At 42.4% G+C, this 16,586-nt stretch carries 14 protein-coding genes; 7 read left to right on the top strand and 7 right to left on the bottom strand.

The genetic code is table 11. The features are described 5' to 3' along the window. Window positions 1-31: 31 nt before the first annotated feature. Entirely contained in the window at window positions 32-277 is a 246-nt protein-coding gene (locus ACP7AE_RS05515) for a hypothetical protein (protein WP_201538938.1), read from the bottom strand. Window positions 278-785: 508 nt separating this feature from the next. On the opposite strand from ACP7AE_RS05515, the gene dinB reads away from it, so the two are divergent. The 7 genes from dinB (at window position 786) to infA (ending at window position 9,350) form a co-directional block, all read left to right on the top strand. After that, on the top strand, window positions 786-1,871 hold the full coding sequence (gene dinB / locus ACP7AE_RS05510; RefSeq protein ID WP_426241830.1) for a DNA polymerase IV: 1,086 nt from the start codon (window positions 786-788) through the stop codon (window positions 1,869-1,871). A gap of 166 nt (window positions 1,872-2,037) precedes the next feature. Then, window positions 2,038-3,258, top strand: a complete 1,221-nt coding sequence (queA, locus tag ACP7AE_RS05505) for a tRNA preQ1(34) S-adenosylmethionine ribosyltransferase-isomerase QueA (protein WP_426241828.1) — start codon at window positions 2,038-2,040, stop codon at window positions 3,256-3,258. 111 nt (window positions 3,259-3,369) lie between these two features. Further along, a complete protein-coding gene (locus tag ACP7AE_RS05500; RefSeq protein ID WP_426241826.1) occupies window positions 3,370-5,124 on the top strand; it encodes a type IV pilus assembly protein FimV in 1,755 nt (584 codons plus the stop codon). A 51-nt stretch (window positions 5,125-5,175) separates the two neighbouring features. Next, on the top strand, window positions 5,176-6,795 hold the full coding sequence (locus ACP7AE_RS05495; RefSeq protein ID WP_426241824.1) for a FimV/HubP family polar landmark protein: 1,620 nt from the start codon (window positions 5,176-5,178) through the stop codon (window positions 6,793-6,795). 212 nt (window positions 6,796-7,007) lie between these two features. Beyond that, window positions 7,008-8,093 (top strand): asparaginase, encoded by a 1,086-nt coding sequence (locus ACP7AE_RS05490; protein ID WP_426241960.1) that lies wholly within the window; start codon window positions 7,008-7,010, stop codon window positions 8,091-8,093. Between the two features lie 74 nt (window positions 8,094-8,167). After that, window positions 8,168-9,007: a tRNA pseudouridine(38-40) synthase TruA gene (gene truA, locus ACP7AE_RS05485; RefSeq protein ID WP_426241822.1), complete on the top strand. Its 840-nt coding sequence runs from the start codon at window positions 8,168-8,170 to the stop codon at window positions 9,005-9,007. A gap of 121 nt (window positions 9,008-9,128) precedes the next feature. Next, window positions 9,129-9,350 (top strand): translation initiation factor IF-1, encoded by a 222-nt coding sequence (gene infA / locus ACP7AE_RS05480; protein WP_045446828.1) that lies wholly within the window; start codon window positions 9,129-9,131, stop codon window positions 9,348-9,350. Between the two features lie 304 nt (window positions 9,351-9,654). On the opposite strand, the gene ACP7AE_RS05475 is transcribed toward infA, so the two are convergent. The 6 genes from ACP7AE_RS05475 to leuC form a co-directional block, all read right to left on the bottom strand. Next, window positions 9,655-10,851, bottom strand: a complete 1,197-nt coding sequence (locus ACP7AE_RS05475) for a L,D-transpeptidase family protein (protein WP_426241820.1) — start codon at window positions 10,849-10,851, stop codon at window positions 9,655-9,657. 433 nt (window positions 10,852-11,284) lie between these two features. Beyond that, window positions 11,285-12,388 carry a 3-isopropylmalate dehydrogenase gene (gene leuB / locus ACP7AE_RS05470; protein WP_201538931.1) on the bottom strand — a complete coding sequence of 368 codons (1,104 nt, stop codon included), beginning with the start codon at window positions 12,386-12,388 and terminating at the stop codon, window positions 11,285-11,287. 301 nt (window positions 12,389-12,689) lie between these two features. Then, a complete protein-coding gene (locus ACP7AE_RS05465; RefSeq protein ID WP_426241818.1) occupies window positions 12,690-13,451 on the bottom strand; it encodes a hypothetical protein in 762 nt (253 codons plus the stop codon). Between the two features lie 141 nt (window positions 13,452-13,592). After that, window positions 13,593-14,243, bottom strand: coding sequence for a 3-isopropylmalate dehydratase small subunit (gene leuD / locus ACP7AE_RS05460; RefSeq protein WP_426241816.1), 651 nt, complete (start codon window positions 14,241-14,243; stop codon window positions 13,593-13,595). Between the two features lie 47 nt (window positions 14,244-14,290). Continuing rightward, on the bottom strand, window positions 14,291-14,755 hold the full coding sequence (locus ACP7AE_RS05455) for a hypothetical protein (protein WP_426241814.1): 465 nt from the start codon (window positions 14,753-14,755) through the stop codon (window positions 14,291-14,293). A 25-nt stretch (window positions 14,756-14,780) separates the two neighbouring features. Continuing rightward, a complete protein-coding gene (leuC, locus tag ACP7AE_RS05450) occupies window positions 14,781-16,199 on the bottom strand; it encodes a 3-isopropylmalate dehydratase large subunit (protein ID WP_201538927.1) in 1,419 nt (472 codons plus the stop codon). Window positions 16,200-16,586: the final 387 nt, after the last annotated feature.

Below are 16,586 nucleotides of genomic sequence, written 5' to 3'. Positions count from 1 at the left end.
TTTTTTTGTGCCGGTAATATTATTGCTATACTTACATTTCTATTTCAGATTGCAGCACCGCAATTATCTTAATGGGCACGGCAAACTCCCACGGCATGCCAGCATTGCAATAAAAATGTCCGTCACGAAATGACACGATATAAGCCGTAAAATCATTACCACAATGATCCATCATTGCTTGCTCATCACTATCATCACAAACCGCACACCATACTTTTTTATCGCCGCGTGCTAGCATCGCTCTTGTTAAATCGCTCCCTTTTAGTTCATTATTCATCATCAGCTCCTTAGTCATTCTAAACTCTCTAACATCAAGCTATTAAAGAGTTAATTTTACCAAAACTCCATTTTCGATCTTGGCATGAGCGATAAGCAATGTCCTTTTTACATGGTCATAGAGGCGCACAAGGCATTACTTATTGTTTTACAGTCATCCATTAGCGCGGATACTATATTGTAAAACACCAGAATCAAAACTGTAACATCTAAATGTGAGATTTATGACAAACGGTGAGGTTGATAGGACAGGTGGTGCAAGAGTACAAATGAGTTTGATTTACAGCAGACCTAAACAATTCAATAGCAAAAATATGTTTGCTAAATACGATTTTTTTGAATTAATACTACTGTTTATTATTAACTAACTCTATGATATATAAGATTTATGACATATAAAATTATTCATATATCATTGCTAGCGTCCTGCTAACCTAGCAAAGGAGTCTATCGATAAATTTAAATTTTGATACTCAATCAAAGCGCTTGAATCAGGTAAAATAGTGAGTATGACAACTTCTATAAATGCTAGCCCCCGTAAAATCATTCATATAGACATGGATGCTTTTTATGCCAGTGTGGAGCAGCGTGACTTTCCTGAACTGCGCGGTAAGCCACTGGTGGTTGGTGGCGATCCAAGTGGTCGCGGTGTGGTCGCAGCAGCCAGCTATGAGGTACGTAAATTCGGTGTACGCTCTGCCATGTCTTGTTATGAGGCGCGTAAACGTTGCCCAGAAGTCATTTTTGTTAGGCCACGTTTTGAGGTTTATCGCGCAGTTAGTAGCGATATTCGCCAGATTATGTACCGCTTAACGCCACATGTTGAACCATTGTCTCTAGATGAGGCGTATCTCGATGTTACAGGGCTACAAGTCCATAAAGGTTCAGCGACCTTGATGGCGAACTGGCTAAGGGCACAAATACTAGCGCATACTGGATTAACGGCCTCAGCAGGTGTGTCGTTTAACAAGATGCTGGCTAAAATTGCCTCTGATATCAATAAGCCCAATGGTACGGCCATTATCACACCAGCGGACGCTGATGCCTTTATCAGTACGCTACCTATCGAGCGCTTTCATGGTATTGGTAAAGCCACTGCCAAGCGCTTACATGCGATGGGTGTAAGTAATGGCGCGGATCTCAAGCGAATGCAAGCGGCTGTATTGGTGCAGGAGTTCGGCAAGCGTGGGCAGTTTTATCATGATATCGCCCATGGGCGTGATGAGCGTGCTGTCAAATCTGAGCGCGCGCATAAATCTGTGGGTTCTGAGACCACATTCAAAGACAATCTAAGTAATAACCATGAATTACGTATACAAATTTATGAACAGAATGCCGATGCCTTTCATCAACTGCAACAAAAACAGCTGGTCGCCTATACCATTACTCTAAAAGTTAAATACGCAGACTTCACTCAAATCACCCGCTCACACACGCTATCGACTGCCTTTAACAGTGCTGATTCTGCCCATTATTGGTTGGACAAACTGTTTTTAGACATTCCTCGTGAGCTACCTATCCGCTTAGTCGGTGTTACTTTCTCTTCATTGGCACCTGCCGCCCAATTGTTGCCGCAGTTAAATTTGTTTGAATAACATACTGACGCTCATTGCTTTTGTTAATTATTCATTCTAACAATTAATGCTTAGGCTATTTAATATGCAAACCGTTTTGTGCGCATGAGTCGTTACTAAACTGTCCTTTCATGACATCGTTTCTGCTACAATTACGCCAAAATTTACATTCATTTAAAGATTGATTATGACCGATTTTCACACTATAGACCCTACTACTGCCGCCTCAATTGATGCCGAAAAAAACAACAATGATTTGAGTTATTTGAGCGTTGATGACTATGATTATGAGCTGCCAGATAGCCTGATTGCACGCTATCCTCTCTCACAGCGTTCTGCCTCAAAACTTTTGTATTTGCCCGCCAATAATCAAAAAAACTCTACGCTTGTAGAAGATCGCTTATTCACTGAGTTACCTGAGTTATTAAATGAAGGTGATTTGATTGTATTTAATGATACAAAGGTGATGAAAGCGCGTCTTTTTGGACAAAAGGATACTGGCGGTAAGCTTGAAGTATTGATTGAACGTTTGGTTGATATCTCAGATTTAGAGACAGCGACTTTATATGTAGAGGCTGAAAAATCTGTAGAAGCTGCAAATGACAAACCCGTGAATCAAGAACATATTGCACTTTGCCATGTTAAAGCCAGTAAAGCGCTCAAACTTGGACAACACTTGCAGCTTGCTGACGGTCATATGAGGGCGGTGATGATTGGTCGTCAAGACAACTTATTTATTTTAGCGTTTGATGCGCCGATCTTGCCGCATTTAGAGCTTTATGGTGAGCTGCCTATTCCCCCCTACTTTGAACGCCATGCGGATGAGACAGACAATACTCGTTATCAAACGGTCTTTCATGATCCAACCAAGCTTGCGAGTGTGGCTGCACCGACTGCAAGCTTACACTTTGATGAATCGGTACTGAGTGAACTTGCGGCAAAAGGTATTCGTACTGCTTTTGTGACTTTGCACGTTGGCGCTGGTACATTTGCGCCAGTAAAAACGGACAACTTGCTCAATCACACCATGCATAGTGAGTATGCACATTTACCACAAGCAACCGCTGAGCTCATCAATCAAACCCATGCGAATGGTAAACAAGTCATCGCTATTGGCACCACGGTCACACGCGTGCTCGAAACGGCTTATCAAAAAACAGCCGTTAATGGGCAGCCTCTCTCCAGCTGGTCAGGTGATACCGATATATTCATTTACCCAGGGTTTAAGTTTGGTGTGATAGATCGACTATTAACCAATTTCCATTTACCCAAATCAACGTTGTTAATGCTGGTGTCGGCATTTTCGGGTAAAGATGCCATTGAGCATGCTTATCAACATGCGATTAAAGAACACTATCGCTTCTTTAGTTATGGCGATGCAATGCTGCTCGACAGAAAGCGAGGTTAAACAATACTCAAACATTTTTTGTATTGTCCACAACAGTTGTGAAATAAACTGGTAAACTAAATGGTATTTTGTTATAACAGCACAGATAACTTATATCTTAAAGGTCTGCACATGTCTTGTCATTTATCTCATCGGTTGACTACGGTACATCGCGCGGTCTCGATGGCACTACTTTGTTCCGTAGGCTATGCGGCTCTCGTATCGAGTGCACAAGCTGCAACGATTGGCAAGACTGTTGTGACCTCTGCCCAGCATGAGCCGCTAGCTGCGAGCATTGTGGTCAGTGATATTCGAGCCGCTGACTTTTCAGCAAGTTTGGCAAACTCTACTATTTATCAGCAAATGGGCTTAGCCCAAACTGATTCGATGACCGTACGCTTTAAACCTACCTCAGCGACCAGCGGTCAAGTATTTATTACTACCTCAAAACCTGTATCTACACCTTTTGCTGATGTGGTTTTAAACATAAATGATAAGGGTCAACGCAACGTCATTCCCAAGACATTGTTGATGCCGCTCAATAGCCGTTTGCCCATTGACACGCCTAAAAACATCGTTACTGGCGCAAAAAAACCCAATCTACCCAGTGTGTCCTCTAATACGGCTAAACCGTTGACTGTTAGAGAAGGTGCACCGCCGCCATTAACATTATCGCCCATACTAGCGACTACTCACTCGTCAACGAGCGAGTTGGTGATGTCTAAATTGCCAGCACCTAATATCCAAGCACCTACAACGACTCCTACTTCGCAAGGCAACAATCTTGCTTATGCGCCTAGCCGGCTAGATAACGGTCGTTTAAACAACGTTAACAACACTCTTAGCGCTAACGACAATGATCGTAATCCAACCAGTCGATTAGACAATGGTCGCTTGAGTGCAAATGGCAATGTTACGACAATGGGTAATAGCAATATCGACCTCAATTCTGCTAAGAATGTAGCGAATGATACAGCCCTAGTCAATAATAAGACCATGCCAATAGATAATAGTCTGTCTGCTACAGCTGTCACTGATAAACAGCTCGATATTTTGAATATCCAAGTCACTCGCCAGATACAGCCGAGTAGCAAATCAGAAGCTGGCATGATGGCCGCTTCTCCTATTATGCCACCGCCGAGTGACAACAAAGCGAGTACACCAAAAGCCAGTCTTGATACCAGCAATACAGCTATCGCCACTGTCCCATCTAGTGTCACCAACAACGCCTCTATCAGTACGGCAGCCAGCACTACTACTGCGTCCCAATATCAAGTACAGCGCAACGACAGTCTATGGGTTATTGCACAGCAAATTGCGCAAGAAAATGACTTAGACATTCAAACAGTAATGAAGCAGATTCAGAAGCAAAACCCTGACGCCTTTATTAATAAAGACGCGGGTCAACTCAAAGCGGATGCCAAGCTTAGCTTGCCCAGTTACGATGTTGTACCATCACAACAAAAACTAGAAGCGGCGATTGAGGCGCAAAGACAATATAGCCGCAGAGCAAACACACCTGTGGTAAAAAAGGCCGCAAAAGCACCCTCTAAAAAACCGTCTGAAACAAATCAAGTCGCTAAACAGCGTAAAAAACCCATGATTACTAAAACACAAACGCTGCCAAAAGCACAATTTTCAGTGCTCGCACCTGGTCGTAATGGCAACGCAGATGGCACCCAAGCAACATCAGCAGCGGCAACAGGTAATGGTCTCAGCACAGATATATTAGCCACGCTCAAGGCCTCAAGACAAAGTACGGCAGCTCAAGCTCAGCAACTGTCAAAAACCAGCAGTGCACTTGATAGCTATACGAGAAAAATTCAATTACAAAACCAAAAACTGGCTGAGCTCCAAGCTCGTCTCAAAAAACTACGCAATCAATAATTGCCTAACTGATCAACGCAGTGTGCTGTGATCATAGGCGTGGGAGTAACTATGGACAATATGCTATATATCATCGCCGGATTGGTACTTATTCTAATAGTAGCCGGTTTACTGTTGTACAAAAAGAAAGCGCAAAAGCCCTCAGCGCAGCCGGGAATGAGTACCACTACGCCAGCTCCGATGCCAAAAACGGATCACAAAACTCCTGCCCAAAGCCACAAAGATGATGACAATAAGTTTGATCATATTACCATTGCCCAGCGATTCATGGATCAACAGCGTTATGACAAAGCTATTGAAACCCTCAGTCGCGGCCTAAGCGAAAAACCGAATGATGGCCAATTATCTGTTAAATTACTCAGCATATATGCGACTATTAATCAGCCAGAGAACTTTAACAAAGTTTATGATGCCATCAAGACGCAAAACGACCCAAAAAGTCTTGCGCTAGCTGATGAGTTAAAAGCTTTATTTTCGGAAGAGCAAAATCAAGTCGCAGCAAAAGAGGCACCCGTAGAAGATAATAGCCATTTTGAAAGCATAGATTTTGACTTACCGATTAATCAAATCGATAGTAAGAACGCGCTATCTGATCAGCCAGCAACCTCTGAAGATAACCGTAGTACGCTGATAGACGACAGCATGTCTAATTCGGCAGTAACAAATACATCTTATGAGGCCAGTCTTACTAGCGACAATGTAGAGGATAACTTTGATCTTACGCTGAGTGATTTAGAGAGTAATATTAGCGCATCTGAGGCGACTGATACGACGCCAGTCACGTCATCATTAGAGATGACAGATGATGAAAGCCTGAACACTGCCAATATCGACATAACTGATAATGATGTCGCGGTGTCCACAGAAGATAATGATCTCAATGATCTTAGTGATTTTGACTTCAGCTTTGATTCATCTGAAGAAACTGATGCGCAGGCAACGGATTCTGTCATTGCAGACCGCTCTGATAGTATTAACGATGGAATGACGCTAGAAGATGACGCGTTCATTTTAGACTTTGATGATCTAGCAACTGATGTCGATAAAGGTGTTGACGAAACTGCTGAAGCATTTTCTATCAACACTGTCCAGAATGACGAAGAAAATGATTTCACGTTGTCTTTAGACAGTCTCGATGCGCCAAACAACATAGAAACATTAACAGAAAGCGAAGCGCCTGTACTTGAAGAAAATAGTGATACTGATAACTTCATTATTGAAGAAGATCGTTTCGAAACTGAGAGCTTTGAAACTGAGAGCTTTGAAAATATTAATCTCGAAGCACAATCGCTTGATAATAATGATTCAGAATATGCTCTTGCTGAAGAATCTAGTGTCACACCGACAGCCCCGTTGCTATTCGATGATAACTCTTTATTAGACAATGAATTCGATACTCACTCTTCAACAGCGCTCAGCCCAGTTGAAGACGAGTCTCCCCTTACCGCCGAAGATGCTGCTGAAACAGCAGAAGACTTTTCCTCGCGCTTTGCGGCCGACTTTGACTTTGTCAAATCATTAGATAGCACTCAAGTTACGCTAGATTTGGCAGGCCAATATTTACAATTGGGTGAATACGACAGTGCCAAACGCTTATTGAATGAGGTATTAATTCAGGGCACTAGTGAGCAACAGAACCAAGCAAAAGTATTACTAGATCGTACTGTGTAAAAGTCCCATCGTTCTTTGGTCAGCAAGTATTCTATAACACTAAGAATACTTGCTGATTTTTTTTGCATTTAACCTTTATACTATTTATTATTACTGAGCGCTATTAGCTATTAGCTATTAGCTATTAGCTATTAGCTATTAGCATCCAACCTTAAACTCTCTTTTTTATCACATACTTCTTTATTACGGCTCATACTATGCCATTTTCTGCTATGACAAATACATTATCCAATCCTGTCCAACTCATTTATGCTGGCGGTACTTTTGGTAGCTATGGACGACCCTTAGCACCGTTATCAGCAGAAGTATTCTTACCAACTTTACAAAAGCTATTGACTGACCAAGATAACGCTAACCACTTGCCTCAAATCTCATGGCTGGATAATGCCTTAATTAAAGACAGTAGCCAACTTACCCCTAACGACTTTGTACATTTTTATCAGCTTTTGCTAGCAGCCTATGCACAAGGCGACAGGCGTTTTGTGCTCATCACTGGTACAGATACTTTGAGTTATTTGGGTGCGTTTTTAGCAGAAGCGTTTGCTGGCAGTGATATTTGTATAGTCGTCACTGGTAGTATGCGCCCATTGTTAGACAGCGAGGTGATACAGTCCTATGATATCGATGACCATAGCGACGCATGGGATAACCTCAGCGATTCACTAAAACTGGCTGCTGCTGGTGAGTCGGGTGTGAAGATTGCTTTTGGCGGTGAGTCTTGGCCTGCGCAAACGGTACAAAAAATTCATAGCCATGATTTGATGGCATTTACGGGTCACTCCAGAGCTGCCTATCCTGCCAATAGCTATATAAAAAACTTACCGAATACCCGCCGCCAGCATTGGCTCGATGATCAGCAAGCAATGATTGACCATATCGAATCTCGGGCTGAGCAAGCACGCATTCATGCTTTATATTGCTTGCCAAACGACACTGAGGTAATGACTAGCCAGCTACAGGCGTTATTATCACAGCCGCCATGTGGCATTATCCTGTTAGGATTTGGCGCAGGTAATGTTCCTTATTCTCAAGCGCTAGCAGAGGCACTAGAGCTTGCTTATAAAAACGGCCACATGGTGATATGTGCCAGCCAGTCTCCATTTGGCGGTGTCAGTGACAGCTATGCGGCTGGTAGTTGGCAATACCAGTATCATGTGATTGCTGGCGGACGCTTAACGATTCCTGCTATCTATGCACGATTATTATGGCTATTGCTGCGTTATGACAATCCCGCTCGGCGCAGACAACGTTGGTTGAACAATGTCAATCAGGCGGGCACCACTATCAAAAAACGTTAGACTATCGTTAAATATGTTTACTTTATAAGAACCAATACCAATCATGTCCAATACCAATCATGTCCGAGATTAACATGTCCGAGATTAACAGCAGCAACGCTGAAACGCCCACAACCTATACATTAGCCATTGCAATTGAGTTCTTGGGCACGCGCTATCATGGCTGGCAGCGACAACGAGAAGTATTAGGCGTACAGGAAGCATTAGAAACCGCTATCGGTAAAGTTGCAAATGAGGCGGTAGAGGTCGTCGCGGCTGGTCGTACCGATGCAAGCGTTCATGCCAGCAATATGATTGCCCACTTTACGACACGTGCCTATCGTCCTACTCATAACTGGCTGCGCGGAGTAAACAGTCTATTACCTGATGATATCGCCCTGCGCTGGATTCAACCTATGCCTGACGACTTTCATGCGCGTTTTGGTGCCATTGCCCGTCGCTATCGCTACATCACGCTGAATCAAGCACAGCGCCCTGCTATTTTGAATCACCAAGTCACTCATATCTATGAACCGCTCGATTTAGCAGCGATGCAACTGGCGGCGGCTGAGATCGTCGGTACTCACGATTTTAGTAGCTACCGCGCCGCTGCTTGCCAGTCTAATCAACCAGTACGCTCAGTCAGTCACGCAAGACTCTTTGCCCATGGTCAGTTTATCGTTTTTGATATTCAAGCAGATGGATTTTTGCATCATATGGTTCGTAACTTAATGGGCACCTTGTATGCCATCGGTCGACACGAGTTGCAGCCAGAAGCCTTTTTAGATATTTTAGCCAAAAAAGATCGTACTATCGCACCGCCTACTGCCTCTGGTGATGGTCTATATTTTATCAATGCTTACTATCCTAAGCATTTTCAACAACGACTGCCAAATGCTCCTTTAACCCCCATTTGGCTAAATTTACCTGACTGAATAAATAGGAGTTGGCATACATAACGGTTACAGGCTGTCAAGTAAAAACCTAGTGCTGTATTGCTTTAATCCGCTAACTTACGTATAATATGGGCTTATTTTTAATTGATTGATACCAACTATGGCAAAAGACGATATTATTGAATTTGAAGGCGAAGTCATTGACACCCTTCCAAATACCCTGTTTAGAGTTCGTTTAGAAAACGGACACGAAATCATTGCTCACATCTCAGGTAAGATGCGTAAGCATTATATCCGTATCTTGACAGGTGATAAAGTTAAGGTCGAAATGACACCTTATGACCTATCAAAAGGTCGTATTACTTATCGTGGCAAAAACTAATTTCTTATACACTAAAATGGTTATAAAAGCATTTATATAAATACAGCTGGTTGCTAAATGGCTTCTTTTCGCTGATAGCTGATATAGACGCTTGGGTGGTTTAACTGATAATAATAATGAAAATGCTAACCTGCTCATTATTGCCTATCAATATTTTAGTGATTCAGTCTTAGTTATTTGTTTTTATCATAAAAAATACCGCTAAATTTCAGCGGTATTTTTTTGTCTAAATTTTATGAGTTGACTTACTTTGAAATTTTTAAATCATGATTAATAAGTAGCATGATTGAGAAGTAGTGAGGCATTATTTAAACTCGACAGTCGCACCGTTTTGGATCACCCCTAGCAAAGCAAGTGCATCCCAATTTGTCAGGCGTATACAACCCGCTGATGCTTGACGGCTGATACGGTCAGGATCTGGTGAACCATGAATACCATAAGAAGGCTTACTAAGCCCAATCCATACCGAGCCCACTGGATTATTAGGGCCAGGTGGAAGAATAGACTTGCTACCGTCTTTAGCAGTATAAGTATAATTAGGCTCATGTACCTTCACCTCTACCGTATGTGTCCCTGTTGGTGACGGTGTTGCCGTACTACCTACTGTAGTCGGATAGCTAGCAACTAAGTTGTCTTTATCATCATAGGCATATAGCGTTTCAGTGGCTTTATCAGCAACAACTCGACTGACAGGCTTAGTATTTGGATTGCCAGGATTATAAACTGTGATGGTTTCACCCGCCGTAAAGCTAGCCTTAGGGTTTAACGCTTTGAGATAGCTTTCACTGATATGGAATTTTTCTGCTAGCCCTTCTGTGATGCTCTCGTAATACAATCCCTCAAGTTTGGATTTGGCTTCAGCACCAGCTGGTATTTCTGTCATTTTAATATTAACATCCCCATCAGTTATCTGATAACTGACTAGCACTGGCTGCACCGTGAGTTTTTCATTCTTTGTCAGCGCTTGCCATGTTTCGTTGTTTAGCGTGTCAGTGACTGCCAAACCATTTGCTTGTTGAAACGCTTGCATGGCCTTGCGGGTGTTTTTTCCCCAATAACCATCAACAGGGCCTACACCATTGTGATGCCAATTTAATAAGGCTTGCAATTTAGTACCGATGACACGGTCGATACTCATCCCCTCTTTCCAAGTGGCATTATTCACCTTTTGCGCAGCAACTGATAAATTGTCTGTCGTATACTTGATAATAGGTAAAAATTTGTTCGAAGCATTTGCGGTTTTGCTATCACGTGCTAGCTTTTGGCTAACGCCATTGGTCACAGGGCTGACCTCTTCAGCAGCATTCGCCTTATTAGCATTGTTTTTGCTAATACTGGCTTCATCGTTATTGGTCGGTATTTGGTTGTCAGAGTTATTGGTCGTTGCTTGATTATTAGCATTTACACTATCCAGTGGTGCTGCAACGCTCTGCCCCATGAAAACTGCCGTAGAAAAACCAATCATCGCTACTGCTGTGCTGATTTTTTTTAATTGATACACCTCATGCTCCTAATTTTTTATAAAAATAATAAGTTTTATTTTGTTATGTTGTCATCAAGGCTTGTTATTTTGAGTTTTAACGCCTTACTACCCAACTTTACTCAAACACCTTTTCATCAGCTCTCTTCTAACGTGAAAGTCTGTGGTTCTAGTGGTTTGTAAGCTGTTAATAGTGTCATATTACCTTGTGAGCATATAACAGCTTTATGTTAATAAAGCCCTTTTCCTGCGGTGTCTGTGTTAAAACAAGTACTTTTTTACAACTATCTGGTTTAGTGTGTTACCGATGGAAAGTGATTAAAATAAACATAAAAAAAACCCATAATTTGCTGAGCAAATTATGGGTTTAGAACGACGATAAATGATAAAGGTTAGAATTTTTCCCTATCGAAATAAAACAGGGTGAAATTCAATCTATATCACTATAGTGGTACTAGAGTAATTTAGCCAATACTGCTTGACCCATCTCTTGGCACCCCACTTGCTTCAATCTAGCTTCACTACTGTCCAAGATATCCAGCGTACGCAAACCGTCATCAAGGACATCACTCACTGCTTGCTCAATCGCTTGTGCCGCTGCTTCTTGCTTAAAGGTATAACGCAGCATCATCGCAACCGATAAAATAGTCGCCAATGGGTTGGCTTTGTCCTGCCCAGCAATATCAGGCGCTGAACCATGACACGGCTCATACATCCCTTTGCCTGCTTCATCAAGACTGGCTGATGGCAGCATACCGATAGATCCAGTGAGCATAGCAGCTTCATCAGACAAGATATCACCGAACATATTGCCGGTGACCATGACATCAAACTGCTTAGGATTTTTGATCAATTGCATACAAGCATTGTCAGCATACATGTGCGATAACGCCACGTCGCTATAATCTGCTTGCTGCATTTGGGTCATCGTTTGCTTCCACAGCTCGGTGACTTCTAATACGTTTGCCTTGTCCACTGAGCAAACTTTCGCTGCTGTGTCTGCTGCTTGCGCACGGGTTTTTGCCAATTCAAAAGCAACTTTGCCGATACGCTGAATCTCGCTTGTGCTATAGACCATGGTGTTGTAGCCTTGCTGTTCACCATTCTCTAGCGTGCGTATTCCACGTGGCTCACCAAAATAGATACCACCTGTCAGCTCACGAACGATAAGCAAATCCAATCCTGAAATAATCTCAGGTTTGATACTAGACGCATTGACCAACTGCGGGTAAAGCTTTGCCACACGTAGATTAGCGAACAAACCAAGCTCACCACGTATTTTAAGTAAACCACGTTCAGGGCGCTTGCTGCGTTCAATACCATCCCATTTAGGGCCACCGACCGCTCCTAACAACACCGCATCTGCTGCACGGGCACGGTCTAGCGTCTCATCTGGCAAAGGCTCACCTGTTGCGTCAATGGCCACACCGCCAATCAATCCAGATTCAAGTGTCAAATCTAACGCAAATTTCTTATTGACCGCATTCAGTACGTCAATGGCTTGAGTCATGATTTCGGGACCAATACCATCGCCCGCTAATGTTAAAATCGTTGCCATACTAATCCTTGTGGGTAGGTAGTTTTTTATTTATGTTAGGGCGTGTCCTCATTTTAAAAATGGTGATAAAAATTGCCGTCAAACAAGGAAAGTAGCGCAAATAATATCGAGATATTGATAAGCTATTTAACGATGTTTGGCAAAATTTAGCCATTTTTAACTCATTTAGAGGATAATCAATTGAATTGAGGACACGCCCTAATACTACAAATTTACGATATTTTCCTAAAAACGATTTTTAGTGCCTTCAATAGCACAAAAAATCGTGGTCAATTTGCTATTTTTGAAACTCAAATAGGCTTTAAGCTTTGGCTTTTACTTTCGATGATGCAGGCAATGCTTTCACGATACGAGTTTCTACAAACTCTCCTTGATGCTCAGCAGACAGCTCTTTACAAAAGCGGCGCTGTACAGTGTTGCCTTGATACAGATCAACACATAGCGGCTGTGGTGAAGCGGTGTCTAATAAACTGCCAGAATTATCGTTAGACTTTTTCTGATAAGCCCGTAATTGATAAGTATCAGCGTCAATAAAATCGTGAATTAAAGTAAAACGCTCAACATAGCCCAGATTGTTTTCTGGATAGAAATTCACCTGTACTTCGCGTTTTGCAGGTTTTACCCGCGCATAATAATTGGTTAGACCCGGCATGCCTGAGGCAGACAAAGGTACAATTTTAATCTCATTTTTATGAGCGAGTGGTGTCATATCTATGTTTGCATGCATTGAGGTTTGTGCATGCTTATTGTTGGTATGACTGCTGGTATGACTTCTGCCATTTGCACTCATATCTTTCATCGCGACCAGCATGGCAGGATTGATAGGCTCATGCGTATCAGCCCCTATCACTCGTGTCTTATCTATCCGTGCAATTTCACAATGATAAGTTCCTATACAGGCAATATTGACTTCACCATCAATCGGTTTAATCTTACCTGCCCATGCTTTGGCGTTTTCTGCCTCATCTATTTTCTGATACCCAGTCAATAGCTGACAGCCTGACAATAATAAGTTTGCGGCAACAACCGTACTTGTCCATAAAACATAACGTTTTTTATTCATAATGGCGGCTACTATTTATGAGAGAAATAATAAAATATCGTAAAAAAACTACCCTTCATTTTAGCCAGTTCACCGCCATAACTCAACGTTACATTATTACTGTTCAGCAGTTTTATAAGTAATGGCTTGCAGATTCATTATTTATGCTCGTACATTGTTAAATATCCATGGTGTTTTTTGCATCATCTTATGCTCATAATCTTTAATGGCATCGCTTTGCTGCAAGGTTAAACCAATATCATCAAGCCCATTTAACAAGCAGTGTTTGCGAAAAGCATCTACGTCAAATGCATATTCTTCACCTGTTGAGGTGACGACGACTTGGCGTTCAAGATCTGCGGTTAGCTCATAGCCTTCATTAGCAAGCGTATCTTTCATTAATGTATCTACAATTGCCTCGTCCAAGACAATTGGTAGCATGCCATTTTTAAAGCAATTGTTATAAAAAATATCGGCAAAGCTTGGCGCGATTACCGTACGAAAACCATATTCAGACAATGCCCAAGGCGCATGCTCACGACTAGAACCACAACCAAAGTTGCGGCGTGCCAGCAAAATAGTTGCGCCTTGATAACGCGGCTTATTTAGCACAAATTCTGGATTGATAACGCGGGTGCTATTGTCTTGACCCGGATAGCCTTCGTCAAGATAACGCCAGTCATCAAACAAATTGACGCCAAATCCTGTGCGTTTAATGGATTTTAAAAACTGTTTTGCAATAATTTGATCGGTATCGACGTTTGCGCGATCTAATGGGCAAACGATACCCGTTTGAGTGTTATAAGCTTGCATGGTTTTTCCTTAAAATATCGATTACTAACGTAAATTTTTTTGACGGTCTAATGAATCTCAAAAGAGCGTGCCATTTGTTTAACAATACTTGTCATTTTAGTTTTTTCACTTTCAGGATAATTCAGATGTAATACTGCTTCCTGACCATCCTTAACTTTAATAACATGATAAAAAACTTGACCGTCTTTTCTATAGCCGCTTGCTGTATAGGTTTTATCTTTTAACAGCTCGTAAGTAACTGTCATGCCTGTTTTATATCGATGCTGCTTCTCTTTTAGATAATCACTATCTGTATAAAAGAAAACAGTTGGTGTATTACTCCCAAAGACCAAAATAGTGGCATTAGAATTGGGTAACTTAAAATGACGACCATCACCATTATCTGCCTCAGGCAACCATGCCAATTGATTTGGCACATCGACACAATAGGCAAATCTTCCATTACAGTAATCACGAGCCATCGCTAGCTGAGAGCTACCCAATAAGCAAAATAAAACAAACAGCATTTTCATTTTTATGCTCTATAGAAATGCAAAGTTAAAACGTACGCACATCGACAAAGTGACCCGCCAATGCGGCGGCAGCTGCCATTGCTGGGCTGACCAAATGCGTACGACCACCATTGCCCTGACGACCTTCAAAGTTACGGTTAGACGTTGAAGCGCAATGCTCTTGTGGCTCAAGCTTATCAGCATTCATGGCAAGACACATCGAACAACCCGGCTCACGCCACTCAAAACCCGCCTCAGTAAACAAGGCATCTAAGCCTTCTGCTTCAGCCTGCAATTTCACTTGCCCAGAACCTGCCACAACGATGGCTTCTTTGATATTGTCCGCGACTTTACGACCTTTAATGACTGCGGCGGCATCACGCAAATCTTCGATACGCGAATTGGTACATGAACCAATAAAAATGCGATCAAGCTGGATATCGGTAATCTTTTGCCCAGCGTCTAAACCCATATAGGTATAAGCGCGTAACCAGCCTTCTTCTTGCGCTTCATCTACCGCTTGATCAGGTGTTGGTACAGATTGAGTGATATCGACAACCATTTCAGGAGAGGTTCCCCAAGAGACTTGTGGCGCTATTTGGCTACCATCCAACTCAACCACGGTATCAAATACCGCGTCATCATCTGAATATAAGGTACGCCAGTAAGCTTCCGCTTGCGCCCATTGCTCAGAGGTTGGCGCATAAGGACGACCTTTGACGTACTCGATGGTTGTGTCATCGACTGCAACCATACCCACGCGAGCACCCGCTTCGATCGCCATGTTACAAACGGTCATACGACCTTCCATACTCATCTCTTCAAATACTTGCCCAGCAAATTCGATAGCATGCCCTGTCCCGCCAGCCGTGCCAATCTTTGCAATGATAGCAAGTACCACGTCTTTTGAGGTCACGCCAGCACCAAGCTTACCAGTGACACGAATTTGCATATTTTTTGATTTCTTTTGAATCAAGCACTGCGTTGCCAATACATGCTCAACCTCTGATGTGCCGATACCGTGCGCTAAGCAGCCCAGCGCGCCATGAGTAGCGGTATGAGAATCACCACAAACAACCGTCATACCCGGTAACACCAAACCTTGCTCAGGGCCAACGACGTGTAAAATGCCTTGACGAGCATCATTAATCGTAAACTCAGCGATATCGAATTTGGCGCAATTTTCATCCAATGTCACTACCTGCAAGCGTGATACCTTGTCCTTGATACCAAGCACGCCTTCTAAACGCTCTTTAGTGACTGTGGGTACGTTATGGTCAGGACTGGCGATGTTAGCCGACAGGCGCCACGGTGCTCTATTGGCTAACTCCAAACCTTCAAATGCTTGCGGACTGGTCACTTCATGCAACAGATGGCGGTCGATATAAATCAGGCTCGAACCATCGTCACGCTTGGTGACTTCGTGAGCATTCCAAAGTTTGTCATATAACGTTTGACCGGCCATGTTGCTATCCTTTATTGGTTGCTAATTACTGGTTTTTTTACTTGCTTATAGTCATTCCACTATAAAAGTATTACTGCGTTAACCTCGCTTGAAGTATTAAATATACATCTACACTCGGTTACCTTGTACTACTTTTAAATTTACTCAACTATAGTCTATGGTAAAAATTTTCTTTAAATTTTATACGCAGCGGCATCGTCAGCAGCGCTTAAAACGTGCGATGAGCTGCAAATAGTCAATTTAATAGAATAAATATGTCACAATACGTCTTGATGTCTTGTGATTATAGCAGGCTAATCCTATAATAATAATTGATGATTTTTGCCCAGACGCAAACTTTTATTTCTAATACATTGTGATTGGGTCAGCCAACTTTTATTTATAGCT

The sequence above is a fragment of the Psychrobacter sp. TWP2-1-2 genome (assembly GCF_049896785.1).
Classification (GTDB): Bacteria; Pseudomonadota; Gammaproteobacteria; order Pseudomonadales; family Moraxellaceae; genus Psychrobacter.
The sequence above is the reverse complement of the archived record's forward strand: the minus strand, read 5'-3'. Positions and strand labels throughout refer to the sequence as shown.